General features: G+C 67.3%; 22 protein-coding genes. 7 read left to right on the top strand and 15 right to left on the bottom strand.

The annotated features are described in order from the left end of the window. Window positions 1-13 precede the first annotated feature (13 nt). The 4 genes from AADJ02_RS08285 to AADJ02_RS08270 form a co-directional block, all read right to left on the bottom strand. Window positions 14-790, bottom strand: coding sequence for a glycerophosphodiester phosphodiesterase family protein (locus AADJ02_RS08285; protein WP_341212527.1), 777 nt, complete (start codon window positions 788-790; stop codon window positions 14-16). Further along, window positions 787-1,257: a RidA family protein gene (locus tag AADJ02_RS08280; protein WP_341212526.1), complete on the bottom strand. Its 471-nt coding sequence runs from the start codon at window positions 1,255-1,257 to the stop codon at window positions 787-789. The genes AADJ02_RS08285 and AADJ02_RS08280 overlap by 4 nt, the downstream gene beginning before the upstream one ends. A gap of 71 nt (window positions 1,258-1,328) precedes the next feature. Further along, entirely contained in the window at window positions 1,329-2,651 is a 1,323-nt protein-coding gene (locus AADJ02_RS08275) for an HlyD family type I secretion periplasmic adaptor subunit (RefSeq protein ID WP_341212525.1), read from the bottom strand. Further along, complete coding sequence (locus AADJ02_RS08270; RefSeq protein ID WP_341212524.1) at window positions 2,648-4,387, bottom strand: type I secretion system permease/ATPase; 1,740 nt, start codon at window positions 4,385-4,387, stop codon at window positions 2,648-2,650. Before AADJ02_RS08270 ends, AADJ02_RS08275 begins: the two co-directional genes overlap by 4 nt. 193 nt (window positions 4,388-4,580) lie before the next feature. Between AADJ02_RS08270 and AADJ02_RS08265 the strand changes: the two genes are divergently transcribed. Then, entirely contained in the window at window positions 4,581-5,246 is a 666-nt protein-coding gene (locus AADJ02_RS08265) for a hypothetical protein (protein WP_341212523.1), read from the top strand. 42 nt (window positions 5,247-5,288) lie between these two features. On the opposite strand, the gene AADJ02_RS08260 is transcribed toward AADJ02_RS08265, so the two are convergent. Beyond that, the gene (locus AADJ02_RS08260; protein WP_341212522.1) at window positions 5,289-7,649 is read right to left on the bottom strand and encodes a PBP1A family penicillin-binding protein; all 2,361 of its coding nucleotides are present in this window, start codon (window positions 7,647-7,649) and stop codon (window positions 5,289-5,291) included. A 290-nt stretch (window positions 7,650-7,939) separates the two neighbouring features. Here AADJ02_RS08260 and AADJ02_RS08255 point away from each other — a divergent pair, with 290 nt between their 5' ends. Beyond that, window positions 7,940-8,278 (top strand): P-II family nitrogen regulator, encoded by a 339-nt coding sequence (locus tag AADJ02_RS08255; protein WP_021694293.1) that lies wholly within the window; start codon window positions 7,940-7,942, stop codon window positions 8,276-8,278. Between the two features lie 27 nt (window positions 8,279-8,305). Further along, window positions 8,306-9,685, top strand: coding sequence for an ammonium transporter (locus AADJ02_RS08250; RefSeq protein ID WP_341212521.1), 1,380 nt, complete (start codon window positions 8,306-8,308; stop codon window positions 9,683-9,685). Between the two features lie 110 nt (window positions 9,686-9,795). On the opposite strand, the gene AADJ02_RS08245 is transcribed toward AADJ02_RS08250, so the two are convergent. From AADJ02_RS08245 to dapA, 7 genes are all read right to left on the bottom strand, one after another. Continuing rightward, window positions 9,796-10,884: a DUF3618 domain-containing protein gene (locus tag AADJ02_RS08245; protein ID WP_341212520.1), complete on the bottom strand. Its 1,089-nt coding sequence runs from the start codon at window positions 10,882-10,884 to the stop codon at window positions 9,796-9,798. Further along, a complete protein-coding gene (locus AADJ02_RS08240; protein ID WP_341212519.1) occupies window positions 10,877-11,314 on the bottom strand; it encodes a phage holin family protein in 438 nt (145 codons plus the stop codon). The genes AADJ02_RS08245 and AADJ02_RS08240 overlap by 8 nt, the downstream gene beginning before the upstream one ends. Then, window positions 11,311-12,132 (bottom strand): hypothetical protein, encoded by an 822-nt coding sequence (locus tag AADJ02_RS08235; RefSeq protein ID WP_341212518.1) that lies wholly within the window; start codon window positions 12,130-12,132, stop codon window positions 11,311-11,313. Before AADJ02_RS08235 ends, AADJ02_RS08240 begins: the two co-directional genes overlap by 4 nt. Window positions 12,133-12,335: 203 nt before the next feature. After that, window positions 12,336-13,520: an amino acid aminotransferase gene (locus AADJ02_RS08230; RefSeq protein WP_341212517.1), complete on the bottom strand. Its 1,185-nt coding sequence runs from the start codon at window positions 13,518-13,520 to the stop codon at window positions 12,336-12,338. A gap of 2 nt (window positions 13,521-13,522) precedes the next feature. Further along, the gene (gene sseA / locus AADJ02_RS08225; RefSeq protein WP_341212516.1) at window positions 13,523-14,434 is read right to left on the bottom strand and encodes a 3-mercaptopyruvate sulfurtransferase; all 912 of its coding nucleotides are present in this window, start codon (window positions 14,432-14,434) and stop codon (window positions 13,523-13,525) included. Window positions 14,435-14,514: 80 nt separating this feature from the next. Continuing rightward, window positions 14,515-14,991, bottom strand: a complete 477-nt coding sequence (gene smpB, locus AADJ02_RS08220) for an SsrA-binding protein SmpB (RefSeq protein ID WP_341212515.1) — start codon at window positions 14,989-14,991, stop codon at window positions 14,515-14,517. A 120-nt stretch (window positions 14,992-15,111) separates the two neighbouring features. After that, on the bottom strand, window positions 15,112-15,987 hold the full coding sequence (dapA, locus tag AADJ02_RS08215; protein WP_341212514.1) for a 4-hydroxy-tetrahydrodipicolinate synthase: 876 nt from the start codon (window positions 15,985-15,987) through the stop codon (window positions 15,112-15,114). Between the two features lie 148 nt (window positions 15,988-16,135). On the opposite strand from dapA, the gene AADJ02_RS08210 reads away from it, so the two are divergent. Next, complete coding sequence (locus AADJ02_RS08210; RefSeq protein ID WP_341212513.1) at window positions 16,136-18,256, top strand: transglycosylase SLT domain-containing protein; 2,121 nt, start codon at window positions 16,136-16,138, stop codon at window positions 18,254-18,256. Between the two features lies 1 nt (window position 18,257). On the opposite strand, the gene AADJ02_RS08205 is transcribed toward AADJ02_RS08210, so the two are convergent. Further along, complete coding sequence (locus tag AADJ02_RS08205; RefSeq protein WP_341212512.1) at window positions 18,258-19,124, bottom strand: DMT family transporter; 867 nt, start codon at window positions 19,122-19,124, stop codon at window positions 18,258-18,260. Further along, window positions 19,124-19,801 carry a tRNA (5-methylaminomethyl-2-thiouridine)(34)-methyltransferase MnmD gene (gene mnmD, locus AADJ02_RS08200; protein WP_341212511.1) on the bottom strand — a complete coding sequence of 226 codons (678 nt, stop codon included), beginning with the start codon at window positions 19,799-19,801 and terminating at the stop codon, window positions 19,124-19,126. Before mnmD ends, AADJ02_RS08205 begins: the two co-directional genes overlap by 1 nt. A 48-nt stretch (window positions 19,802-19,849) precedes the next feature. On the opposite strand from mnmD, the gene AADJ02_RS08195 reads away from it, so the two are divergent. From AADJ02_RS08195 to AADJ02_RS08185, 3 genes are all read left to right on the top strand, one after another. Further along, the gene (locus AADJ02_RS08195; protein WP_341212510.1) at window positions 19,850-20,896 is read left to right on the top strand and encodes an FAD-dependent oxidoreductase; all 1,047 of its coding nucleotides are present in this window, start codon (window positions 19,850-19,852) and stop codon (window positions 20,894-20,896) included. A gap of 58 nt (window positions 20,897-20,954) precedes the next feature. Beyond that, complete coding sequence (locus AADJ02_RS08190) at window positions 20,955-22,580, top strand: thiamine pyrophosphate-binding protein (protein WP_341212509.1); 1,626 nt, start codon at window positions 20,955-20,957, stop codon at window positions 22,578-22,580. Between the two features lie 102 nt (window positions 22,581-22,682). Beyond that, window positions 22,683-24,062, top strand: a complete 1,380-nt coding sequence (locus tag AADJ02_RS08185) for an HWE histidine kinase domain-containing protein (protein WP_341212508.1) — start codon at window positions 22,683-22,685, stop codon at window positions 24,060-24,062. 3 nt (window positions 24,063-24,065) lie between these two features. Here AADJ02_RS08185 and cobO read toward each other — a convergent pair whose 3' ends face one another. Next, the gene (gene cobO, locus AADJ02_RS08180; protein ID WP_341212694.1) at window positions 24,066-24,677 is read right to left on the bottom strand and encodes a cob(I)yrinic acid a,c-diamide adenosyltransferase; all 612 of its coding nucleotides are present in this window, start codon (window positions 24,675-24,677) and stop codon (window positions 24,066-24,068) included. Window positions 24,678-24,719 lie beyond the last annotated feature (42 nt).

The following is a 24,719-nucleotide window of genomic DNA, read 5'->3' as shown; positions in this document are numbered from 1 at the left end:
CCGCGGCGCCGGGTCAAGCGGGGGCAGGGCCGGGAAGATAACCTTCGAAGGTCACGTTGTCGGCAAAGCGCCGTGCGGCGGCCTCCTCCTCGGGCGAGGTGATGGTCCAGCACAGCACCTTGGCGCCGAGCGCCCTGAGATCGGCGACCCGGGTCCGGTCGAGATCGCGCGCGTCGTGGCTGATGAAGCTGGCGCCGAGGTTATCGTAATCGGGGATCTCGCGCAGCCGGGCGGCGGTGCGCGGCGAGAGGTCGGGCCAGTCCTCGGGATCGAAGTCGCAGGTGACGAGGCCCCTCGGCAGATCAGGGGCGAGGCGGGCCATCTCGGAGACGGAATGCGGGTTGAACGACATCACCGCGACCGGGCCGTCATACCCTTCGAGCGCGCGTATCACCGCCGGTTCGACCACCCCGACATTGGGGCCAAGGCCGTAATCGTGGCCTTTCAGCTCGATCAACAGCGGCGCACGGCCTGCCACGAGGTCGAGCACCTCGCCCAAGGTGGGAATGGTGTCGGCGCTGCCGATCAGGGAGATCTCCTGCAGCGCTGCCGCATCGCGGCTTGAGACAAGGCCGCGTTCCAACGTCAGCCGCTCCAGCCCGGCATCGTGGATCACCATGGCCTCGCCGTCCTGCGAGGCGCGCACGTCGATCTCGATGCCAAAGCCCGCCTCGACGGCGGCGCGCACCGCCGAGAGCGAGTTCTCGGGCCGTCCCGCGCCGTGAAAGGCGCGGTGGGCGATGGGCCGGTCGAGGAAGGCGGCGGGCAGGGCGGGGGCGCTGCGGCTCATGCGAGCGCGAAGACGGCTTCGATCTCGACCGCCACGCCCAGCGGCAGCGCCGCGACGCCCACGGCGGCGCGCGCGTGGCGGCCCGCTTCGCCCAAGAGCTCAGCCATCAGGTCGGAGGCGCCGTTGATCACCTTCGGCTGTTCGGTGAACTCCGGCGTGCAGGCGACGAAGCCCGTGAGCTTGATCAGCCGCGCGATGCGGCCCAGATCGCCGTCGCAGGCGGCGCGGGCCTGTGCCAGAAGGCTCAGCGCGCAGGCCCGGGCCGCGCGGGCCCCGTCCTCGGTGGTCATGTCGTCGCCAAGGCGACCGAGGATGAGCCCGTCCGGGCCCGCCGAGATCTGGCCCGAGACGTAGAGCAGCCCGTCGTGGATCACGAAGGGTTCGTAATTGGCGGCTGGTTTGGGCGCATCGGGCAGCGACAGCCCCATTGCAGTCAGCGTGTCGTTGATATGTGCGGCGTCAACCATGTCGGTGCTCTCCTGGAAATGTCCCGGCGCAAGCTAGCCTGCGCCGGGTAGAGGAACAACGCCAAGGTAGGTCACCCCTCGCGAAAGGCGCGGGCGAAGTAGTCGGACAGCGGCTTGACGAAATAGGCCAGCGGCGAGCGGTCGGTGGTGCGGATGAACGCCTCGACCGGCATGCCGGGGATCAGCGTCATGTCGGAAGGCAGCTTCTCGATCTCGCCCTCCGACAGGCGGATCTCCACCCGGTAGTAGGAGATTGTCTGACGCTCGTCCTGAAAGGCGTCGGCCGAGATCTGCATCACCTGACCGGTCAGCTCGGGCGTGCGACGCTGATCGAAGGCGGGCAGCCGCAGGATCACCTCCTGGCCCAGATGCAGCTGATCGATGTCCGTGGGCTGCACCTGCGTGGCGATCACGAGGGGGCGGTCCTGCGGCACGATGTAGAGCACCGGCTCGGCCGCGCGGATCACCGAGCGCGGGGTGAATACCGTCAGGCCATAGACGATACCGCCCACCGGAGCGCGGATGTCGAGCCGATCGAGCCGGGTGAGCAGGGCCCGGCGCCGGTTCGACAGCTCGATCTCGTTGAACTGCAGGTCTCGTAGCTGGGCGATCGCCTCCTGCCTCCGGGTCGAGGCTAGCTTGAGGATCTCGATTTCGATTTCGGCGATGCGGCCGCCGGCCTGCGCCTTGGTGGCTTTCAGCTCGCCTTGGCTGCCCAGCAGATCGGCTTCCTCGCGCTGTAGGGTCAGCACCCGCGTCGCCTGCGCGAGGCCCCGGTCGAGCAGCGACTGCTGATTGCCCAGTTCGCCTTCGATAAGGTCGAGTTGCCGGGAAATGGCGGTTTCCTGCGATTCGATGCCCGCAATCTGGTCGCTGATCTGCTCTCTCTGACGCGTCAGCTGCTCCTTCTGGCGATTTTCGCTTTCGATCCGGGCCGCCTGAAGGCGTCTTTGACCCTCCATCAACTCGGGCGCGATCGGGTTCTCGGTCTCGAGCAACAACGCGTCGAAGTCGAGCCTCTGGGAATCATCACGCTCGGCTTCGAGACGGGCCCGGCGCGATAGCACTTCGAGAAGCTGCCCTTCGACCACCGCCAGTTCCGATTGCAGCTGTTCGGGTTCGAGCCGGATCAGCAGCTGTCCGGCTTCGACCTCATCCCCTTCATCGATGAGGATCTCGGAGACGACGCCGCCGTCGGGGTGCTGCACGACTTGTCGGTTCTGCTCGACCTCGATTCGGCCCGAGGCCACCACCGCGCCGGAAATCTGGCTCAGCGCGGCCCAGGTTCCGAAGCCACCGAGCAGAACGGCAAGCCCCAGAAATCCGACGAACAGCGGACGCGCGGCGGACCAGACGCTGGGTGCGTCTTCGGGGGACATGGGGCGACGCATCATGACACACCCCCGCCCTTGTGGGCCGAAGCGGCAATTTCGCGATGGTTCTGCACCGTCTCGCGCAGCACCTCGTCCTTGGGGCCGAACGCCCGGCGGCCGCCGTCTTCGATCATCAGGATATGATCGCACTCGGCGATGGCAGCTGGGCGGTGGGCCATGATCAACACGCATTTCCCGCTGGCCTTGGCATCCCGGATCGCCAGATTGAGCGCGGTCGAGCCAGCGTTGTCGAGGTTCGAGTTGGGCTCGTCGAGCACGAGGAACACCGGGTCACCATAGAGCGCGCGGGCTAGGCCGATCCGCTGGATCTGGCCACCAGAGAGGCGCCCCCCCTTGGAAGAGACCTGCGTGTCGTAGCCTTCGGGCAGCTTGAGGATCATCTCATGGGCGGCAGCGGCCTTGGCGGCACGCACCACCTCCGCGTCATCGGGCGTCAGCGACATGCGGGCGATGTTTTCCTTGATGGTGCCGTCGAACAGGGTGACCTGCTGCGGCAAGTAGCCGATATAGCTGCCAAGCACGTCGGGATCGTATTGCTCGAGGCTGGCTCCATCGAGGCGGATCTTGCCCGCCGCGGGACGCCACAGGCCGGTCAGAGCGCGTGCCAGCGTCGACTTGCCGGCCCCCGAGGGGCCAATCACGCCAACGGCCTGACCTGGCTCGACCCGAAAGCTCATCATCCGCAACGCCGCCTGGTTCTCGCCCGGAGGCAACACGGTGACCTGTTCGCATGACAGCCGCGCCTTGGGGCGGGGCAGGGTAGTGCGCGGAGCTTCCGGGCGAATTTCGCCCAAGAGCACGGTCAACCGACCCCAGCCTTCGCGGGCGCGCTGGAACATCGGCCATTGGTTCACGATCATCTCGATCGGTGCCAGAGCCCGGCCCAGCAGGATCGAACCAGCGATCATCGCGCCCGCCGACATCACGCCTTGAAGCACGAGATAGGCCCCCAGACCGAGCATGGCCGATTGCAGCAGCAGTCGGAACGCCTTGATGAAGGCGGAGAATCCTCCTCCCGTGTCCGTGGCGCCAATCGAGGCGGCGAGTGACCGCGAACGAGCTTCGTTCCACCGGCCAAAGGAGGCGCCGCGCATGCCGAGCGCTTGCACCATTTCTGAATCCTGCCGGATCTGCGTGCCGAGCTGTTCGGAGCGGAACGTCGTGGCGTTGGCCTCTTCGAGTTGCTTACGCGTCATCAGCTGGTTGGCCAGAGCCAAGATGATCAGCACCACCGCTCCGCCCATGCCCAGAAAGCCGAGCATCGGGTGGAACAGGAAGATCCCGAAGAAGAACAGCGGCGCGAAGGGCAGGTCGAAGCTCGCCATCAGCACCGGAGAGCCGATCAGGCGCTGCACCGATTCGAGATCACGCTGCGCCGTCGCGGCTTCGGCCCGGGCTCGTTGGCCCGCGCTGGCGCGCAAGGCCGCGGCGAAGACCCTTTGGTCGAGTTGGGCCTGAAACCGAGCCGCGACCCGGTTCATAACTCGACCGCGGACCCAATCCAGAAGACCCATCATCGCGTAGAGGAAGGCCACCAGCACCGACAGCGCCACCAGTGTCGCGATCGAGCGCGATCCCAGGACCCGGTCGTAGACGTTCATCATATAGAGCGGGCCGGTCAACATCAGGAGGTTGACCACAAGGCTGAAGATGGCGACGGCCCAGAACAGCCAGCGGCTCTTGTTACGGGCCTCGCGCAGTTCGGCCGCGCCGATGGAGGCCGCGTCACGTTTCATGTCATATCCCATTCGTATCGAGGCGGGGCTGCAGTTCGGCTGCCCTGCGTGCCCAATACTTAAAGCAAAGGCCACCCCCTGTGTAGCGGCTCGTTTGTGCAGCGGCTTGTTTGTGCCGGGCCGCGATTGTGGTTTCGAGCTTCTGGACCTCTGAGGCATTGCGCCTAATTTGACAGGTATGACTTTGCGAAACATGAATATCGCCCGCCCGGGCTTGGGTATCGCCGGTGCCATTCTGGTTGCCGGAAGCGTCGCGGCCACGCCCTATGATGGGCTCTACCGCAGCAGCGGCGACGCGGACTGCGCGAAGGTCGGGGTCGAAGGCGGGGCCTTGCGCATCCAAGAAGGGCTGTTCGAGGGCGTGGGCAGCGAATGCCGGATGATGCGGCCCGTCGATGTGGTCGACATGGACGCCACGCTCTACACGATGGAGTGCAGCGCCGGCGACACGCGCTGGACCGAGCGCGCGATGCTGATGAAGGCGGCGCAGGACAACGGGCTGATCATGCTGTGGAACGGCTATGCGTTTCGTTACGCGCGCTGCGACGCCGAGACAGAAACCGAAGCCGAAACTGGCGCCACGGCTGGCGTCGAGGAGCCGGTGACCGAAGGGGAGGGGGCAACAGGGCTGCCGCCGCCTCGGGTCGTTCTTCCTTGGGTCGACCTGCCCCGGATCAACCTGCCCGCCATCGAACTGCCGCCAGAGGCCGAGCCTGTTGAAACTGGGCCTGTCGAAATCGACCCTGCCGAGAAAGAGCCGGCATCGGATCCTCGTCCCGGTCCCGCAGAAGGTGACGATTCGGATGATGCGCGCGGCGGCACCGCCGCCCAGGTCATGGGACCGGACGAGGCGAGCTGACGCATAGGGAGGGGCGAGGTCTTAAGGCCCCGCCCCCCAAGCTCAGTTCGTGACCCCGCCGAGGATATTGGTCAGCACATCGAGAATGAGCCGTTCGCGGTCGTTCTGCACCGGAGCCGGGGCTTGGGTTGGGGCCGGATCGGCAGCGTCTGCGGACTGGGCGGTTTGTGCGGTCTGGGGCGCGCCCAGCATTTCGCGCAGGAGCCGGTCAGTTTCGGGGTCGCTGGCCTGACCGCCCGAAGGCGACCCGTTCGGCACCTCGTCTCCTGCGATGGTTTGCGGCTGTGCCTGCTCGGGCACCCGCATCGGCAGCGGTTTGACCGGCTGGCCTTCGAGCACACGCACCATGGTCTCTCGCCAGATGGTGGCGGGCAGACCGCCGCCCGTGACGCCGGAGAGCGGGCGGTTGTCGTCATACCCCATCCAGACCCCGGCGACGTAATCGCCCGCGAATCCCACGAACCACGCGTCGCGCGCGCCTTGGGTCGTGCCGGTTTTGCCCGCCACCTCCCAACCGTCGATCTGCGCGCGGCTGCCCGTGCCTTCGGCCACCACCCGGCTCATCATCCAAGTGAGCTTTTCGGCGGCGTCTTGGGTGATCACGCGCTCGCCGATGCCACCGCCGGTGCCCATGAGCGGCGTGTCGTCGCCCTTGAGGCGCAGCTCCACGAGGCCGTAAGGGGTCACCGAAGAGCCACCGTTGAGGATGCCCGCATAGGCGCCGGTCATCTCGAGAAGCGTGCTTTCGGACACGCCCAGCGCCAGCGCCGGGCCGGCGGCCAGATCGCTGTCGATACCGAACATCGAGGCCACGGTGCGCACGTTCTCACGTCCGACCTGCTCGGAGACCTTCACTGCGGGGATGTTGCGGCTTTCGGCCAGCGCCTTGGTAAGCGTCACCATGCCTTCGAACTTGCGATCGTAGTTCTCGGGCGACCAAGGCCCCGAGCCGGGGATGTTCATGGTGAGCGGGCTGTCGTCGACGAGATCGAAGGGCTGCATCCCGAGATCGAGGGCCGCGGCATAGATGAACGGCTTGAACGACGATCCGGTTTGACGCAGCGCCTGGGTGGCGCGGTTGAAGGCGCCTGAAGCCTTGACGTTGCGGCCGCCGACCATGGCACGCACCGCGCCGTCGGCGCTCATCACCACGATCGCGGCCTGCGCCTCCGAGCCGGGGCTGACCCGCTCCTCGAACACGCTGAGCAGCGCGGTCTCGGTCGCGGTCTGGATGCGGGGGTCGAGCGTGGTGCGGATCTCCACGTCCTCGGTAGTGTCGCGCGTGAAGAACTCGGGGCCCGTGTCCATCACCCAATCGGCGAAATAGCCGCCCTGATCCTGCTGCGCGGTCGAGGAGAGGCTGGCGGGCGTGGCGCGTGCGGCCTCGGCCTCGGCGGCGGTGAGGTAGCCCTGATCCTGCATCAGCCCGACAATAACCGAAGCCCGGTCCTGGCTGCGGCCTAGGTTGTTGGTGGGTGCATAGGTGGTGGGGGCCTTGAGCAGGCCCGCCAGCATTGCGGCCTCGGCGGGGTTCACGGCGCTGGCGGGCTTGCTGAAATAGCGCTGCGACGCGGCTTCGAAGCCGCGCGTGCCTGCACCGAGATAAGCACGATTGAGGTAGATCGTCAGGATCTCTTCCTTGGTGTAGCGCGCCTCCATCGCCATCGCGTAGACCGCCTCCTGCACCTTGCGCCACAGGGTGCTGCGGCGGCAGTCGGCCTCGTAGTCGCTCTCGCTCTTCCAGACCTCCTTGTCGAAGGGCTTGCCCAGGCACAGAAGCTTGGCGGTCTGCTGGGTGATGGTCGATCCACCGTTGCCCGACAGCGGTCCGCGACCTTCGGAAAGGTTGATGCGCACGGCTGAGGCCACGCCTTGCGGGTCGATGCCCGGATGCCACCAGAAGCGGCGATCCTCGGTGGCGACGACGGCGTTGCGCAGATGAGTTGAGATGGTGTCGGCGGTGACCATGCCGCCGAACTGGTCGCCGCGCCAGGCGAAGGTCTTGTTGTCGCGGTCCATCAGGGTCACCGACCCACGGGCCCGGCCATCGACCAGATCGGTCACGGGCGGCAGCTGCGCCGCGTAATAGGCGACGCCCAATCCGACCACGAGCGACAGCGCGAAGGCCGCGCGCCAGCCGACGCCCCAGATCACCCGCACCACCAGCCGCACCAGCCCGGTCACCAGACCCGCGATGAAGCCCAGAGGTCCGCGCGGCGCGGCGCGCTTGGCCGGGCGTGCCGCACGGCGACGGGATGTCGTGGCCTTGGCGGGTTTGCGCCCGCCGCCGTTGCCGCCACCGCCGCCACCGCCCTTGCCGCCTGCACCCCCGGTGCCACCTTTGCCGGTGGCATAGCGCCGTTCTGCGGTAAGGGGCGGCTTTCTGCCATTGCTCGCGCTCATCTGCCGGTGCCTGTTCGTTATGGTTGGCGGCCACCATAGCTGCATCGCAGCGGAATGTTGAGCCGGGGGAAATTGCGCCATCGGCTTTTTTACGCCGCATGATTATTAGGCAGACGCACGCATCTGTGCAAAAATTGTGCATCATGCTCGGTCTGGGGCAGGTCGCCGCCTGCCATGCAGCTTGCTCCGCGGCGTGGAACCGGCGTTTTTAAGGCCAGCCGCGGCCCGCTGCCGGGGCCTTGCGACCCGCCGTTACCAGATGCCAAACGAGACGCCACAAGGGGACCGACGTGAAACTCATCATCGCAACGATCAAGCCGTTCAAGCTCGAGGAGGTGCGCGAGGCGCTGACCTCTCAGGGCGTGCGCGGCATGATGGTGACCGAGATCAAGGGCTTCGGCTCTCAGTCCGGCCACACCGAGATCTATCGCGGCGCCGAATACGCCGTGAACTTCGTGCCGAAGGTCAAACTCGAGATCGTCGTGCCCGAAGGCCTCGCCGAGCAGGTGGTGGCGACGATCGCCAAGACCGCCCGCACCGACAAGATCGGCGACGGCAAGATTTTCGTGCTCGATGTCGAGAGCGCGCTGCGCGTGCGCACCGGCGAAACCGACGACGACGCGCTCTGAGCGTTCCTCCCCAGGAGACCTGATCACATGACAAACTGGAAAACCCCGCTTCGCGGGCTGCTGCCGCTCGCCTGCCTGATGGCCGGGCCGGCCCTTGCGCAGGAGGCGGTCGAGGCCGCCGAACCGGCCGCGATCGAGGCAGGCATCGCCGCCGCGACCGACACCATGTTCATCTTCAACTCGCTGCTGTTCCTGATCGGCGGCTTTCTCGTGTTCTGGATGGCGGCGGGCTTCGCGATGCTCGAAGCGGGCCTCGTACGCTCCAAGAACGTCGCCATGCAGTGCATGAAGAACGTGGCGCTCTTTTCCTTCGCCGCGATCATGTACTACCTGATCGGCTACAATCTGATGTACCCGCTGGGCAACTGGTCGATGGGCTCCGACGAGACCGGCGGCTATATCGGCGCCTTCGGCGTCGCGATACTCGAAGCGGTCGGCGTGGGCCGGGACGCGGCCGACGACTATGGCTATGCCTCGACCTCGGGCGACTTCTTCTTCCAGCTGATGTTCGCTGCCACCACGGCCTCGATCGTGTCGGGTGCATTGGCCGAACGGATCAAGCTCTGGCCCTTCCTGATCTTCACCATGGTCCTGACCGGCCTGATCTATCCGATCCAGGCGAGCTGGAAATGGGGCGGCGGTTTCCTCGACAGCCAGTGGGGCTTTCTGGACTTCGCGGGCTCGACGGTCGTGCATTCGGTCGGTGGCTGGGCCGCGCTCGCAGGCGCGCTGGTTCTGGGCAGCCGCATCGGCAAGTACAAGGATGGCCGCACCATCCCGATGCCGGGTTCCAACCTGACGCTGGCGACGCTGGGCACCTTCATCCTGTGGATGGGCTGGTTCGGCTTCAACGGTGCGTCGCAGCTCGCCATGGGCACCGTTGGTGACGTGGCCGACATCGGCCGGATCTTTGCCAACACCAACGCCGCGGCCGCCGGTGGCGCGGTCGGCGCGCTGATCCTGACGCAGCTTCTCTACAAGAAGCCCGATCTTACCATGGTGCTCAACGGTGCGCTGGCGGGTCTGGTCTCGATCACCGCCGAACCGCTGACCCCGACCTTGGGCGGCGCAACCCTGATCGGCATGATCGGCGGCGTGATCGTGGTCTTCGCGGTGCCGATGCTCGACCGCATGAAGATCGACGACGTGGTCGGCGCGATCCCGGTGCACCTGTTCTGCGGCATCTGGGGCACGCTCGCGGTGCTGTTCACCAACCCCGACGCCACCTTTGCGGGCCAGATCGTCCCGATCGTCATCGTCGGCATCTTCACCTTCGCGGTAAGCCTCGTGGTCTGGCTGGTTCTCAAGGCCGTCATGGGCATCCGGGTCGGCGAAGAGGCCGAGATCACGGGCCTCGACATGGCCGAACTGGGCATGGAAGCCTACCCCGACTTCACCCCGAGCTGACCTCCCTCAGTGAGCAGATGGTGACAGGCCCGGACGCTCAGGCGTCCGGGCCTTTGATACGAAAAAGGCGCCCCGAGGGGCGCCTTTCACTTTTGGCGAGAACGCCGCGATCAGTGACCGCCGGCCTTCTGCTTGGCCTTCTCGGCTTCCGACTGCGCGGTGGCCCCGAGGTCTTTCTTCTGGGCCTCGGACTTGGCGGTGTCGGCCACGTGGTTGGCGGCCTCACGAGCGCGGCCCTGCACATCGGCAGCGGCGTCCTTGAGGTCTTCCTGCACGGTGCGGGCGATGCCCTGCGCCTGCTCACGGGCGTCCTCGGCGGTCGCCTTGGCCACTTCGGTCAGACGCGCGCGCTCGTCCTCGTAGACGTGCCACGCCTCGTCCATCAGGTCGTCGCGGTAGGCACCGAAGGCTTCGTCCTCGCGCTGGGTGCGCGGCAGCATCGCGGCCACGGCGGCACCTGCCGCCATCGCCAGCAGACCGCCAAGCAGCGGTTGCTGCTCGTACAGACCGGCGGCGCTGTCGCGGCCCTTGCGGGCATAGAACTCGGCCTTGACCTGCGCCTCGTAGGCACGGGTGCGGGCGGCGATCACGCGCTTCTTGGCCTCTTCGGACATGTCGTGCGTGCCGTCGGAGATGCGATCGCGCAGGCTGCGGGCCGACGCGCCGACCGAGGCGCCACGGCTGCGGGCACGGTCACGGTATTCGCCGAACTTGCCCTTGGCACCGCTCACGCGGTCACGAAGCGCGCCGCCGCGGCTGCGCGACTCGTTCCACGGCGAATCGCCGTGATCCTCGGGCGTGGCCACGGGGCCGCGCGGCTCGTTCATCTTGTCGGTGCCATATTTGCGCGACAGGTAGGGGTCGGCGCCAAGGCGGCCCGAACGGGCGTAATCGCGCTGGCCGCGGTAGTCGACCTCGCCGGCATAGCGCTCGTCTTCGTGGCTGCCGCGCGCGTTGGAGACGGCGAGCCAGGCAAGGCCCGCGCCCATCAGCGCGATCGGCACCGGGTTGCGCTGCACGGTGCGCGAGATGGTCAGGCCGATATCGGAGGCGTTGTCGGTGACGCTGTCGGTGACCGAACGCATGATCCCGTCGAGCGACAGGCGCTCCTGCAGGTCATCGATCGTGCGTTGCAGTTGCGAGCGCTCGGTCTCGATCTCGCGCTCGATCTCTTCGGGGGAACGGGTCTGGTCAGTCATTGAGGGCTCCTTTGACGGCAGCGGCGTCCTTGCGGAGGCTCTCGGCGCTGCGTTTGGGTGCATTGGATACGGCTTTGATGCGGTTGAGGCCGACCTTCGCGAGGATCGCGGCGATCACGAGGATCACCACGGCGACGATCAGGGCGGACAGCCCGGCTCCAAGGCCGGTTTCCGCAAGCCAAGCCACGAAGGCGGCGGCGAGCACGTCGAGGGCCGTGAGGCTCAGGATCACCGCGCCGACGAGGAGCGCGATGCCCATCCCGGCGCGGGACACGGCCCGCGAGGTTTCGGCACGCGCGAGGTCGACTTCCTTGCGCACGAGGCCGCTCACGTGGTTGAGCGCCTCGGACAAAAGCGACGCCGTGCTCTTGCTGTCGACCCGGGGGGCAGGCCCCGGGGCGGCATCATGATGCGGGTCGGAGTAGGTCATTTTTTCACGGCCCCCGTTGTGCCGGGCTGCGGCGCACCGGGAATTTCGGGCTTGTGGTCAGGCTTGTCGATGCCGCCGACCGAACCGGTCGAACCGGTCGAACCGGTCGAACCGACGGAGCCAGTCGACCCGGCCGAGCTGGACGACCCGATGGAGCCGGTCGAACCCGTCGACGAGCTGCTGCCGGTCGCGCTGGTGCCGGTGGTCGCACCGGTCGTGGCAGGGCTCGAGGTGGTCTGCGTGGTCGTGGGGGCCGGGCGCGGCGCGGCGCTGGTCACCGGGGCGGAGGTCGGCACCGGGCGCGACACGCGGTTGTCGTCGTCGTAATCGTTCGGCGTCACGTCGGGGGAGGTGCGGCCGGACTGGCCATAGGCACCATAACGCGTATCGCCATGACGGGCCGAGGCCTTCATGAAGCGCGCCGCGACAAAGCCCAAGAGCGCAGCACCGCCAAGGAAGGCAGCCGAGTTGCGACGGGCGAAATCGTTGACGGCATAGGCCATCTCGTCGAGCTCCATATCGCGCAGACCGTCGGCGGTGTCCGCCACGGTGTCGGCGAGCTTGGCGAAGACGCGCTCTTGCGGCGAGCCATCGTGCAGATCTTCGGAGGCCTTGCGCAGGGCGTTCGCGATCTTCGAGGTCTCGTTCGCGGCATCGTCCTTGTAATCGCGGCCATACTCATAGGCCCGCGTCTTGGCCTCATCGGCCATTTCGCGTGCCCGCTCGCGGGCGGTTTCGGCGAATTCGGCTGCGCCGCTCTTGGCGTCAGCGGCCGCTCGTTTCGCCTTCTGGTCCATCGTCTCGCCAGTGCTGGCCATGTCGACCTCCTTGGTTTGCTGTAGCGGGCCCGGATGACGCGGTGCGTCAGGCCCGTTTCGCTGGCAGAACCACCGGAGCCGAGCAAAAGTTTCGCGCAATCGAGCGAAGCGTACGATTCAGGGCGGAATCAGGCCGTTTGGCCCGCAAAATGGAAAACGCCGCCCCGAAGGGCGGCGTTGATCACCGAAAGCACAAAGAGGACTCAGACGCCCGCGTCGATGATCGCCTGTGCAAGGATCGGGATGGTGCGATCGTTGAGACCGGCGATGTTCATGCGGCTGTCGCCGACCATGTAGATGCCGTTGTCGTCGCGCAGCTTGGCCACCTGTTCGGGCGAGGCTCCGAGACGCGAGAACATGCCGCGATGCTGGGCGAGGAAATCGAAGCGATCCGAGTTCGACAGACGCTTGAGTTCGGCAGCGAGCGCCTCGCGCAGCCGCAGCATGCCGGTGCGGACCTCCTCCAGCTCGGCCTGCCAATCGGCGCGCAGCTCCGCATCGGTGAGGATGGTCGAGACGACACGCGCGCCGTGATCGGGCGGGAAGGAGTAGTTCTGGCGGTTGAGATAGGCCAGCGTGCCCTGCAGCGTGCGGGTCTGCGGCACGTCGCGGCCCACGGCCATCAGGATGCCGGTGCGCTCGCGGTAGATGCCGAAGTTCTTGGAGCAGCTCGCGGCGATGATCACCTCGTCGAGCGCGCCCGCGATCAGGCGGGTGGCTGCGGCGTCCGCGTCGAGCCCATCGCCGAAACCCTGATAGGCAAGGTCGATCATCGGCACGAGGTGACGCGCCTTGAGCGTGGCCGCGATCTCGTCCCACTGCTCGTGCGTGGGGTTGGCACCGGTCGGATTGTGGCAACAGCCGTGCAGCAAGACCACGTCGCCGGGCTGCGCCTCGGAGAGGTCGGCCATCATGCCCGCCATGTCGACCGAGCGCGTCTCGCTGTCGAAATATCGATAGGTGCGGGTCTTGGAGCCGAGATGCTTGAGGATCGACAGGTGGTTGGGCCAGGTCGGGTCGGACACCCAGATCGTGGCGTCTGGCGCGGCCATGCCGATCATCTCGAAGGCCTGGCGCACGGCACCGGTGCCGCCGGGCGTCGCCACGGCGGCGACGCGGTCACGCGGCAGCGTGTCGGCGAGCACCAGATCGATCATCGCGTCGGCAAAGGCCGGATCGCCGGCGAGCGCGGTGTAGCTCTTGGTGGTCTCGCTTTCGAGCAGGCGGGCCTCGGCGGTCTTGACCGCGCGCATGATCGGGGTGTGGCCTTGGGCGTCCTTGTAGACGCCGACGCCGAGATCGATCTTGGTGTCACGCGGATCGGCCTTGTAGGCGCTCATCAGCGCCAGGATCTTGTCGGCGGGCTGGTCGGTCAGATGCTCGAACATGTCTATCCTTCGAGGTTGTCTTTGGCGGGGCCGGAGGCGGAAACGGGGGAGGGAGCGGGACCGGTTTCCACCGGCAGGTCGGGGAACATGCCCCATTCGGACCAAGAGCCATCATAGAGCTGGTGGTCGGTCTTGCCGATGCGTTCGAGCGCCAGCGACAGCACCGCCGCCGTGACGCCTGAGCCGCAGGTGGTGATCACGGGACGGTCGAGATCGACGCCCGCCTTCGAGAATGCCGCGCGGATGCCCGCGGCGTCCTGCATCGTGCCGTCGGGACGCAGCAGATCGCGAAAGAACAGATTGCGCGACCCGGGGATGTGCCCCGAGCGCAGCCCGGCGCGCGGCTCCGGCGCGCCACCCTCGAAGCGCGCGGAGGCGCGGGCATCGACGATGGCATGGGTGCCGAGCTTCACGGCGCGGGCCACTTCGGTGGCGTCCACCGCCATGTCGCGGCGCGGATTCACGGTGAGATGCCGGTCGCGCAATGGCGTGGCCTCGGCGGTGAGAGGGCGGCCTTCGGCGCGCCATTTCGGCAAGCCGCCGTCCAGCACCGCGACCTCGTCCTTGCCCATCAGCTTGAACAGCCAACGCACGCGGGCGGCCGAAAACAGCCCCGCCCCGTCGTAGACCACGATCCTGTGCCCGTCGCCCACGCCCATGGCGCGCAGCCGCGAGACGAACTTTTCGGGCGGCGGCGCCATATGGGGCAGGCCGCTGCGGTGGTCCGAAACCTCGTCGATGTCGAAAAAGCGCGCACCGGGGATATGGGAGGCGTCGTATTCGGCGCGCCCGTCGCGCCCGGTGTCGGGCAGATACCACGAGGCGTCGAGAATCCGCAGGTCGGGATCCTTGAGCCGCTCGGCCAGCCAGCGGGTGGACACGAGCGTACGGGGATCGTCTGCGAACTCAGGCATGCGTGACCTCGGGTCGGTTCCGTCGCGCGGAGGAGTAGACCCGTGCCGCGCCGGGTGCAAGCCGCCCTGATGCCAGCCGTTTAAATGCCGGCGCGCAGGAGGCGCTGCTTCTGACGGCCCCAGTCGCGCTTGGCCTCGGTAGCGCGCTTGTCGTGGTTCTTCTTGCCTTTGCCGGTGGCGATCTTGAGCTTCACCAGACCGCGGTCGTTGAAATACATCACCAGCGGCACGATGGTCATGCCCTCGCGCTGGGTGGCGTTCCACAGCCGCACCAGCTCCTTTTGCTTCACCAGAAGCTTGCGCCGTCGCCGTTCTTCGTGGCCGAAGGTACGGCCCGCGTCATAGGGGGCGATATAGGCGTTGGTGAGCCACAGCTCGCCACCTTCGACCGAGGCATAGCTCTCGGCGATGTTGGACTGGCCGGTGCGCAGGCTTTTGACCTCCGACCCCATCAGGATGATCCCGCATTCGAGATCGTCCTCGATGGCATAGTCGTAGCGCGCCCGCCGGTTCTCGGCGATCACCTTGTAGTTCTTGTTCTGCTCTTTCTTGGCCATGCGCCCGATCTAGGGACGCGCCGCGCCCAAGTCCAGCGCGCCGCCCCGATATAGCCCCGATATAGCATCGACTGATGACGCAAAGCGCCGCTTTCGCCCCTTGTGGAGCGAAGAAACAGGTCAGTGCCCGATCATCCCGGCGTGGCGCAGTGCGTCCTTGATGGCGAGCCTCGTGCCTTCGAGTGGCGTGGTGAGCGGCGAGCGCACCTCGTCGCGGCACAGCCCCAGCACCGACATCGCGTATTTCGCGCCAGCGACGCCCGGCTCGAGGAAGATCGCCTCGTGCAGCGGCATCAGCCGGTCCAGCAGGTCGAGCGCCACGTCGTAGCGACCGTCGAGCGTGGCCTTCTGGAATTCGGCGCAGAGCCGGGGCACGACGTTGGCGGTGACCGAGATGCACCCCCGGCCGCCATGGGCGTTGAAGCCGAGCGCAGTGGCATCCTCGCCCGAGAGCTGCAGGAAGTCGGCGCCGCAATGCATGCGCTGCTTGGGCACCCGGCTGAGATCGCCGGTCGCGTCCTTCACGCCTACGATCATCGGATGCTTGGCAAGCTCGCCCATGGTCTGCGGGCTCATGTCCACGACCGAGCGGCCGGGGATGTTGTAGATGATGATCGGCAGGCCGCAGTCGGCGGCGGCGAGAAAGTGCACCATCAACCCGCGCTGCGTCGGCTTGTTGTAATAGGGCGTCACCACGAGGGCGGCATCGGCACCGGCCGCCTTGGCCGCTTCGACGAGGCGCACGGTTTCGACGGTGTTGTTCGAACCCGCCCCCGCGATCACGGGGATTCGCCCGGCTGCGGTCTTCACCACCGTCTCGACCACGAGGTCGTGCTCCTCGTGGGTGAGGGTCGGGCTTTCGCCGGTGGTGCCGACGGGAACGAGGCCGCTGCTGCCCTCGGCGATGTGCCATTCGACCAGTTTCTTCAGCGTCTCGAGGTCCACCTGGCCATCTGCGAAGGGGGTGACGAGGGCCGGGAGCGATCCCTTGAACATGTGAAGCGTCCTGCGTTCGGGGGGGGTAAAATCGGGCGGACCCTAGACGGGTTTCCGCCGTTTGCCAAGTTTGTGAGTTGCACCTTAACCTTGTATACCTAGGTTGGCGGTCCATGCCGAGAGTCACGGAATCCCGGAGCAGCCAAGCATGACGAAAACCATCCGATTCTCCACCACCATTGCCACCGTTCTGGCGCTGTGCGCACCGGCCCTGCCGGCGGTCGCCGGTATCGAGGACGCGCTCGGCGCGGCCGAGCGCAAGGACTGGGATCGGGCCAAGGCTCTGGCCGCGCCCTTGGGCGACACGGCGCTCGATCTCGTGACTTGGGAAAAGCTGCAGGCCGGACAGGGGGCTTGGGAGGAATACGTCTCTTTCGTCGCTGCCCATCCCGACTGGCCGCGCCTCGATCAGGTGCGTGCCGAGGGTGAGCGCGACATGCCCAAAGGTCTGTCGCCGGAGCAGGTCATCGCCTGGTTCGGCGACCGCAGCCCCGAGACGGGCGAGGGCGCCGTGCGCCTCGCCGAGGCGCTGATGGCGCAGGGCAAATTGGACGCGGCGCGCGAGATGCTGGTCGAATCATGGCTGACGATGGGCCTCGACGGCACCGGTCATGCCGCGATGGTCGACGCCTTCGGCGACATCCTCGCCCCCCACCACGCCGGACGCATCGACGCGATGCTCTGGCGCTGGCGCATCACCGACGCCGAGCGGCTGTTCGACACGCTCTCGGATGCCGACCGCCGGGTGGCCGAGGCGCGTGTGGCGCTGATCCGCGATCGCGGCGCGGCGGCGGCGCTCGGCCGCGTGCCCGAACGGCTGCGCGATCACCCCGGTATCGCCAACGCCCGGTTCAACCGCTTTGCCGACAAGGGCGACTACACAGAGGCGCTGGAGATCATCGAGCGGCACACCGACGCCGAAAAGGCATTGGGCGATCCGTTCCGCTGGGCCTCATGGCGTGCGACGCTGGCGCGTTGGCTGATGCGCGGCGGCGAGCCTGAGCGCGCCTACAGGCTTGCCAGCCAGCATTTCCTGACCGAAGGCACCTTCTATGCCGATCTCGAATGGCTCGCGGGCTATATCGCGCTGACCTATCTCGACAATCCGCAAAAGGCGCTGCAGCACTTCCAGCACCTCGAGAAGGACGTCGAAAGCCCGATCTCGCTGGCGCGCGCCGGGTATTGGCAGGGCCGGGCGCGCGAAGCGTCGGGCTCCTATGACACCGCCGCCTTGGATTATGCCCGCGCGGCGCTGCATCAGACGGCGTTCTACGGGCTGCTCGCCGCCGAAAAGCTTGGTCTCTCGCTCGACCCGGCGCTCACCGGTCACGAACCGGTGGCCGACTGGCGGCAAGGGGAGTTCCTCAAGGACGACCGCACCCAGGCCGTGGCATTCCTGCTCGACGCGGGGCAGTACAGCGATGCGCTGCGCTTCACCATCGAGCTGGGTCGCAGCCTCGACCGCGAGGGTATCGCGCAGCTGGGCCGCATGTTGATGGAGCGCGACGAGACGCATCTGGCGCTGACGCTCGGCAAGGCGGCGGCCTACCGGCAGATCGTGATCCCCGAGATCTACTTCCCGCTGCACGCGCTGGCCGAGACCGATCTTCCGGTCGCGCCAGAGCTGGCGATGTCGATCGCGCGTCGCGAGAGCGAGTTCAACATCGGCGTCGGCAGCCCGGTGGGCGCGCTCGGGCTGATGCAGCTGATGCCTGCCACCGCCGAGGAGGTCGCGGGCTGGCTCGGGCTGCCCTATTCGCGCTCCAAGCTGACGACCGACTGGCGCTACAACGCCAAGCTTGGCTCGCGATACCTTGCCTATCTCGAGGAGACCTTCGGCCAGAGCCCGGTGATGATCTCGGCCGGCTACAACGCCGGGGCTTCGCGACCGCGTACCTGGATGGCCGAACGCGGCGATCCGCGGATCGGACAGGCCGACGTGGTCGACTGGATCGAGCACATCCCCTTCACCGAAACCCGCAACTACGTGATGCGGGTCAGCGAATCGATCCCGGTCTATCGCGCCCGGCTGACCGGCGAGACCGGGCCGGTGAACTTCTCAGACATCCTCAACGGCAAGCCGCCCTTCGTGCGCCCGCAGGCGCGGATCGGCTCGGCGCCCGTGGTGGCCGAGGCAGACCCTGCCCCCGCGCCGGTGCCGCCCGCCGTTGAGGTGTCGCCACAGGGCCGCGCCTCGTCGATGTCGCTGTCGATCCTGGCACCGATGTCGATCGGCGGCGTCCGACCGCCGCAGCGACCCGTGGAGTGATCTAGCTCGACTTGCGGTGGGCGCGGATCAGCGTGAACACGCCCGCGCCCACCACGATGACCGCCCCCAGCGCCACGTTGGGGGCAAGGCTTTCGCCAAAGACCGCGATCCCCAAGCTCGTGGCGAAAACGAGCTGCAGATAGGCAAAGGGCTGCACCGCCCCGGCTTCGGCCACCTCGTAGGTCTTGATCAGCAGGAAATGCCCGCCCGCGCCGGTGACGCACAAGAGCGCCATCACGGCCCAGTCCCAGCCGATCATCGGCTGCCAGTTCGGAATGCCGATCACGGTCATCAGCACCGCGCCGCTGACCCCGGTCCAGAAGAAGCTGGTCGCCGCCGAATCGCGCCGCGCCGCATAGCGCGTGAGCAGCCCGTAGAGCGCGAACATCACCGCCGCCATCAGCGGGAACAGCGCCGCGGGGGAGAACACGCCGAACCCGGGTTGCAGGATCACCAGAACACCCGTGAAGCCGATGCCGATGGCAACCCAACGCCGCCAGCCGACGCTTTCGCCAAGCACCGGACCTGACAGCGCGGCGATGAGCAGCGGGTAGACCGCGAAGATCGCGTGGCTCTCGACGAGGCCGAGATGCACGAAGCCCACCACCATGACGCAGATCTCGCCTGCCAGAAGCAGGCCCCGGAACCCTTGCAACAGCGGCTGCGAGGTGCGGGCGGCGGCGCGGATCGAGCCCTTCTGCCGCCGCGCGATGGCGATGACGAAGGCGGCGAAGAACCAGTAGCGGACCATTACCACCATCAGCACGCTGTAATTTTCGGCCAGATAGCGCGAAATGCCGTCCTGCATGGCGAAAACGAAGGTGGTGATGACCATCAGCAGGATGCCGAGGCGGTTGTCGTTGCGCATCAGCGGGGCCTCCGGGCGAGGGTCATGTGCCGCTTGCGCCCGAATCCCGGCGCGCGCTCTACCTCGAGCCCCGCCGCCGCCAGCGCACGCCGCACGTGGCCCGCTGCCGTATAGCTCGCCAGCGTGCCACCCGGCGCGGTGTGCGCCGCAACCTCGCGCATCAGCGTGTCGCCCCACAACTCGGGGTTCTTCGCGGGGGCAAAGCCGTCAAGGAACCACGCATCCGCCAGCCCCTCATGCGCGGGCAGCGTCTCGCGCGCGTCGCCCACAACGATATCGAGCGTCACCGCCGCATCGAAGACATGCGGCCCCGGTCCGCGCTCCAGCGCCGTCACCAGCCGTCCGGCACGTCCCGCAAGGTCTGGGAAGGCCGAGAGCGCGCGGGCCGTGTCGGTGGGGTGCATGGGGAAGGCTTCGAAGCTGGTGAAGCGCAGCGTACCGCGGCTTCCCGCCTGCTCCCATGCCTCCCAAGCGGTGAGAAAGTTGAGCCCGGTGCCAAAGCCCGTCTCCATGATCCGAAAGTCGCCGCCGAAGCGATCCGGCAGGCCATTGCCCGCCAGAAACACGTGCCGCGTTTCGGCCAGCCCGTCGTGGATCGAGAAATAGGGGTCGTCGAATCGGGTCGAGACCGGCACGCGGTCGTCCCGCCAGTCGATGTCGGCCTGCTGGTCGTTCATGTGCGCCTGCCTTAGGTTGCGCCTTCGTGATGGCGGGGGGGCGAGGCGATGGCAAGCGTGGATCTGACGGTGATGGGGGCGGGGGTCTGGGGGCTTTCGGTTGCCGTGGCCTGTGCGCGGCGGGGCGCGCATGTCCGGGTGATAGACCCGCATGGCCCTGCCGCCGGGGCCTCGGGCGGCATCGTCGGCGCGCTGGCGCCGCATGTGCCCGAGCAGTGGAACGAGAAGAAGGCGTTCCAGCTCGAGGCGCTGCTGATGGCCGAAGCGTATTGGTCCGACATCGCGCGGCTGTCGGGGCAGGATCCCGGTTATGCCCGCACCGGGCGTTTGCAGCCGCTCGCCGATGCGGGCGCGGTCGAACGGGCCTACGCTCGCGCGCAAGGCGCGGCCGATCTGTGGCAGGGGCGAGCGGACTGGCAGGTGATCGACACGCAGAGCGGCGGCTGGGCGCCTGCAAGCCCGAGCGGCAAGCTCGTCCACGACACGCTGACCGCCCGTCTGCACCCGCGCCGCGCGACGCTGGCGCTGGCGCGCGCGTTGGAAACGCTGGGCGGCGAGATTGCCCAAGACGGCCTGCCGAAGGGACCGGTGGTCTGGGCCACGGGGGTGGCGGGGCTTGAGGAGATCTCGGCCATGGCGGGCAAGACCGCCGGCACCGGGGTCAAGGGGCAGGCGGCGCTGCTGCGTCCGCGCAACTTCGACACCGCTGGCTCACCGCAGCTCTTTGCAGAGGGTCTGCACGCGGTGCCGCACGCCGACGGCACGGTGGGGATCGGCTCGACCTCGGAGCGCGACTACGAGGACGGGGCCGCGACCGATGGCCAGCTCGACGTACTGATCGCCCGCGCCCGCGCGCTGTGCCCGGCCCTTGAGGACGCGGAGCTGGTCGCGCGCTGGGCCGGGGTGCGCCCGCGCGCCCGCAGCCGCGCGCCGATGCTCGGGGCGCACCCGTTCCGCGACAACGCCTGGATCGCCAATGGCGGCTTCAAGATCGCCTTCGGCCTCGCGCCGCTGGTGGGCGAGGTGATGGCCGATCTGGTGCTCGAGGCGCGCGACCGCATCCCCGCAGGCTTCCGCCCCGAAGTCAGTCTCTGATCCGCTTGCGGGGCGGAGCGGGCGCGGCCATGCTCCGGCCTGAAAGGGAGGGTTTTTCATGCGGCACGGTGGCAGGATTCTGGTGGACCAGCTCGCGACACTCGGGGTGGAGCGGGCGTTCTCGGTGCCGGGCGAAAGCTTTCTAGCGGTGCTCGACGGGTTGCACGACAGCGCCATCGCCAATGTCGTCTGCCGCCACGAGGGCGGGGCCGCGATGATGGCCGAGGCGCATGGCAAGCTCACGGGTCGTCCCGGCGTCGCCTTCGTCACGCGCGGGCCGGGGGCCACCAATGCCAGCGCGGGTGTCCATGTCGCGCAGCAGGACAGCACGCCGATGGTGCTCTTTGTGGGGCAGATCGCGCGCGGCGACCGCGACCGCGAGGCGTTTCAGGAGGTGGACTACCGCGCCATGTTCGGCGGCCTCGCCAAATGGGTGGCCGAGATCGACGACACCGCGCGGATCCCCGAATACATCGGTCGCGCCTTTGAGGTGGCGATGTCGGGCCGCCCCGGCCCGGTGGTGCTGGCGCTGCCCGAAGATGTGCTGTCGGGGCGAGCCGATGCGCACGACCTGTCCCCCGCGCCGGAGCGGCTCGCCCCCGATCTCTCGGGCACGGCGGCGCGGATCATGGAACGGCTGCGCCGGGCCGAGCGTCCGTTGGTGGTGGTCGGCGGGCCGCATTGGTCGGGCCGCGCCGCCGCCGATCTCGCCCGCTTTGCCGAGGCCCAAGGCCTCCCGGTGGCAGCGGGATTCCGGCGGCAGGACTACATGGACAACCGGCACCCGAATTACGTGGGCGACCTGAACGTCGGCGTGAACCCCAAGCTCGCCGAACGGGTCCGCGCCGCCGACGCGCTGTTGGTGATCGGCTCACGGTTAGGCGATATCGAAACACAGGGCTACACCCTCCTCGATCCGGCAGGCCACGACAAGCTGCTGATCCATGTCCATGCCGATGCGGATGAAATCGGTCGCGTCTGGCGGCCGGAACTGGCGGCGGTGGCCGAGGCACCCGCAATGCTCTCGGCGCTGGCCGAGCTCGCGCCCTGCGGCGCCGATTGGTTCGGCTGGACCCATGTAGCGCGCGATGATTACGAGGGTTGGCTCGCTCCCAAGCAGACACCCGGCGCGGTTAAGCTGGAACAGGTGATCGGCTGGCTCTCGGAGAACCTGCCCGAGGATGCGATCCTGACCAACGGCGCGGGCAATTACGCAGGCTGGCTGCACCGCTATTTCCGCTTCAAAGGCTATCGCACACAGCTTGCACCGACTTCGGGCTCGATGGGCTACGGTTTTCCGGCAGCGATCTCGGCGTCGCTGGCGCATCCCGGGCGCACGGTGGTCTGTCTTGCCGGGGACGGCTGCTTCCAGATGACCCTGAACGAGTTGTCGACGGCGGCGCAGCACGACGCCACCCCGATTGTGATCGTCGTGAACAATGGCCGATACGGGACAATCCGCATGCACCAGGAGAAACAGTACCCGGGCCGGGTTTCGGGAACGATGCTGGCCAACCCGGACTTTGCAGCACTGGCACGCGCCTATGGCGGGCACGGTGAGGTGGTCGAGGAGGAAGACGGTTTCGCGGCGGCCTTTACGAGAGCCCGAAAGAGCGGGAAAATCGCAGTGATTGAGCTGCGGGTCGACCCCGCCGCGCTGTCGACCGGGCAGATTCTTGCCTGACACTTCGTACCATCCCGCACTTAGTGGGAACTAATGGGGCCTTGCTGTTCAAACCCTTGGAAGGAACATGTAGCTCAAAGGCTTGTGGGAACGGATGCCTGAATGGAAGACCTGACGGAACTCGAACGCGGTGTGGATCATCTCAGGCTGGTACTGGCCGTGGGCGAGATCGGCGTCTGGGATCTGGACACCGCCACTGGCGAAGCTTGGCGCAGTCTGCGGCATGACCAGATCTTCGGCTACGAGACCCTGCGCGCTTCGTGGAGCTATGACGATTTTCTGGCCCATGTCGTCGAGGAAGACCGCGCCGAGGTCGATGCGGCTTATGGCACGGCCCTCGCGACCAAGCAGGGCTGGTCCTTCGACTGCCGAATCCTGCGCGCGGATGGCAAGCTGCGCTGGATCGCGGCGCATGGTCGGCACCTGCGCGATCCCGAAACGGGCCACGAGCGGATCATCGGGCATATCCTCGATATCACCGATCGCAAGGAGGCCGAAGAACGCCTGCGCCTCGTGACCTCGGAGTTGAACCATCGCACCCGCAACATGCTTTCGGTGCTGCAGGGCATGGTCCGCATGTCGGCCCGCTGCGCCGAAAGCGTGGCCGAGCTCGAACACAGTCTGCTGGGCCGCATGGAGGCGCTGTCGCGCAGTCACGCGCTCACCGTGCAGCTTTCCGAAAGCGCGCTCAGGGTCTCCGACGTGATCGACAGCGCCATTTCGCCCTTTGACCCCGAGCCGGGGCGGTTCGTGATCAGCGGTGCCACCGGGGCCACGCTGTTGCCCAAGATCGCCGAGAGCCTGTCCTTGGCGCTTTATGAGCTGACCACCAACGCGATCAAATATGGCGCTTTGAGCAGCGACGAGGGCCGGGTTTCGGTCGAGGTGAGCCGCCTTGCGCCGGGACGCGCGCGGGTGATCTGGCGCGAAACCGGGGGGCCACGGGTCACACCGCCCGAGCGTACGGGCTTCGGCTCGACGCTGCTGCGCTCGATCCTGCGCGCCGATGAGGGCGAGGTGCGGATCGACTATGCCGAAACCGGCGTGGTCTGCACGATCGATATGCCAGTGGGGCACGACGCCGCCGAGAGCGAACGGGCCACGCGCGGCGAGGCCCGGCTCGAAGGGCGTCGGGTGATGGTGGTCGAGGACGAGTTCCTGATCGCGATCTCGCTGGAGATGGCGCTGGGCGAGCAGGGGGCCTTGGTCGAAGGACCCTACACCCGCCTCGCCGAGGCGCGTCAGGCCGTGTCGACCCGCCCTGATGCCGCCGTGCTCGATGTCCGGCTCGGCTCGGAGTCGAGCCTGCCGCTGGCGCGCGATCTCGCGGCGCTGGGCGTGCCTTTACTGTTCGTTACCGGCAACGTGGACGGCGAGGAACTCAAGCAGGAGTTCCCCGAGGCCCAAGTGCTGTCCAAGCCGGTGAGCGAAGATCGGGTGGTGGCCGAGTTGAAGCGGCTGATCGAGCGGCAGGGCAGCTGAAGATCAGAACTCGACGCCGATCTGCGCCTTGATGCCGGATCGGAACGGGTGCTTCACCAGCTCCATCTCGGTCACGAGGTCGGCCGCTTCGATCAGGTCGTCATGTGCGTTGCGCCCTGTGAGCACGACATGGGTCATGCGCGGCTTCTCGTCGCGCAGGAAGGCCACGACCTCTTTGATGTCGAGATATTCGTAACGCAGCGCGATGTTGATCTCGTCGAGCAGCACCATGCGATTCTCCGGATCGCGGATCAGCTCCTTGGCCTTGGTCCAGGCCGCCTGCGCCATCTCGGTGTCGCGGGTGCGGTCCTGCGTTTCCCAGGTGAAGCCCTCGCCCATGGTATGGAACTGGCACACATCCGAGAACCGCTCGAGGATCAGGTCGCGCTCGCCCGTGGACATGCCGCCCTTGATGAACTGCACCACGGCGCATTGCATCTCATGCGCGATGCAGCGGAAGATCATCCCGAAAGCGGCCGAGGACTTGCCCTTGCCCTTGCCGGTATGGACGATGACGAGGCCCTTTTCGTCGGTCTTGGTGGCCATGATCTTGTCGCGCGCGGCCTTTTTCTTGGCCATCTTCATCGCGTGGCGGTCGGTGTCTTCGGTCATGATGGCCTCCTCATTCGGGGCGACAGACTGCGCCGGACGCGGGCC

It is taken from the genome of uncultured Limimaricola sp., assembly GCF_964022235.1.
In the GTDB taxonomy this organism is placed as follows: domain Bacteria; phylum Pseudomonadota; class Alphaproteobacteria; order Rhodobacterales; family Rhodobacteraceae; genus Limimaricola.
This window is presented reverse-complemented; position numbering and strand designations above follow the sequence as displayed.

Bases quoted from the DNA above. Each gene is read 5' to 3' on its own strand.
- AADJ02_RS08285 (WP_341212527.1), bottom strand. From the start codon at position 790: ATGAGCCGCAGCGCCCCCGCCCTGCCCGCCGCCTTCCTCGACCGGCCC.
- AADJ02_RS08280 (WP_341212526.1), bottom strand. From the start codon at position 1,257: ATGGTTGACGCCGCACATATCAACGACACGCTGACTGCAATGGGGCTG.
- AADJ02_RS08275 (WP_341212525.1), bottom strand. From the start codon at position 2,651: ATGATGCGTCGCCCCATGTCCCCCGAAGACGCACCCAGCGTCTGGTCC.
- AADJ02_RS08270 (WP_341212524.1), bottom strand. From the start codon at position 4,387: ATGAAACGTGACGCGGCCTCCATCGGCGCGGCCGAACTGCGCGAGGCC.
- AADJ02_RS08265 (WP_341212523.1), top strand. From the start codon at position 4,581: ATGAATATCGCCCGCCCGGGCTTGGGTATCGCCGGTGCCATTCTGGTT.
- AADJ02_RS08260 (WP_341212522.1), bottom strand. From the start codon at position 7,649: ATGAGCGCGAGCAATGGCAGAAAGCCGCCCCTTACCGCAGAACGGCGC.
- AADJ02_RS08250 (WP_341212521.1), top strand. From the start codon at position 8,306: ATGACAAACTGGAAAACCCCGCTTCGCGGGCTGCTGCCGCTCGCCTGC.
- AADJ02_RS08245 (WP_341212520.1), bottom strand. From the start codon at position 10,884: ATGACTGACCAGACCCGTTCCCCCGAAGAGATCGAGCGCGAGATCGAG.
- AADJ02_RS08240 (WP_341212519.1), bottom strand. From the start codon at position 11,314: ATGACCTACTCCGACCCGCATCATGATGCCGCCCCGGGGCCTGCCCCC.
- AADJ02_RS08235 (WP_341212518.1), bottom strand. From the start codon at position 12,132: ATGGCCAGCACTGGCGAGACGATGGACCAGAAGGCGAAACGAGCGGCC.
- AADJ02_RS08230 (WP_341212517.1), bottom strand. From the start codon at position 13,520: ATGTTCGAGCATCTGACCGACCAGCCCGCCGACAAGATCCTGGCGCTG.
- sseA (WP_341212516.1), bottom strand. From the start codon at position 14,434: ATGCCTGAGTTCGCAGACGATCCCCGTACGCTCGTGTCCACCCGCTGG.
- smpB (WP_341212515.1), bottom strand. From the start codon at position 14,991: ATGGCCAAGAAAGAGCAGAACAAGAACTACAAGGTGATCGCCGAGAAC.
- dapA (WP_341212514.1), bottom strand. From the start codon at position 15,987: ATGTTCAAGGGATCGCTCCCGGCCCTCGTCACCCCCTTCGCAGATGGC.
- AADJ02_RS08210 (WP_341212513.1), top strand. From the start codon at position 16,136: ATGACGAAAACCATCCGATTCTCCACCACCATTGCCACCGTTCTGGCG.
- AADJ02_RS08205 (WP_341212512.1), bottom strand. From the start codon at position 19,124: ATGCGCAACGACAACCGCCTCGGCATCCTGCTGATGGTCATCACCACC.
- mnmD (WP_341212511.1), bottom strand. From the start codon at position 19,801: ATGAACGACCAGCAGGCCGACATCGACTGGCGGGACGACCGCGTGCCG.
- AADJ02_RS08195 (WP_341212510.1), top strand. From the start codon at position 19,850: ATGGCAAGCGTGGATCTGACGGTGATGGGGGCGGGGGTCTGGGGGCTT.
- AADJ02_RS08190 (WP_341212509.1), top strand. From the start codon at position 20,955: ATGCGGCACGGTGGCAGGATTCTGGTGGACCAGCTCGCGACACTCGGG.
- AADJ02_RS08185 (WP_341212508.1), top strand. From the start codon at position 22,683: ATGGAAGACCTGACGGAACTCGAACGCGGTGTGGATCATCTCAGGCTG.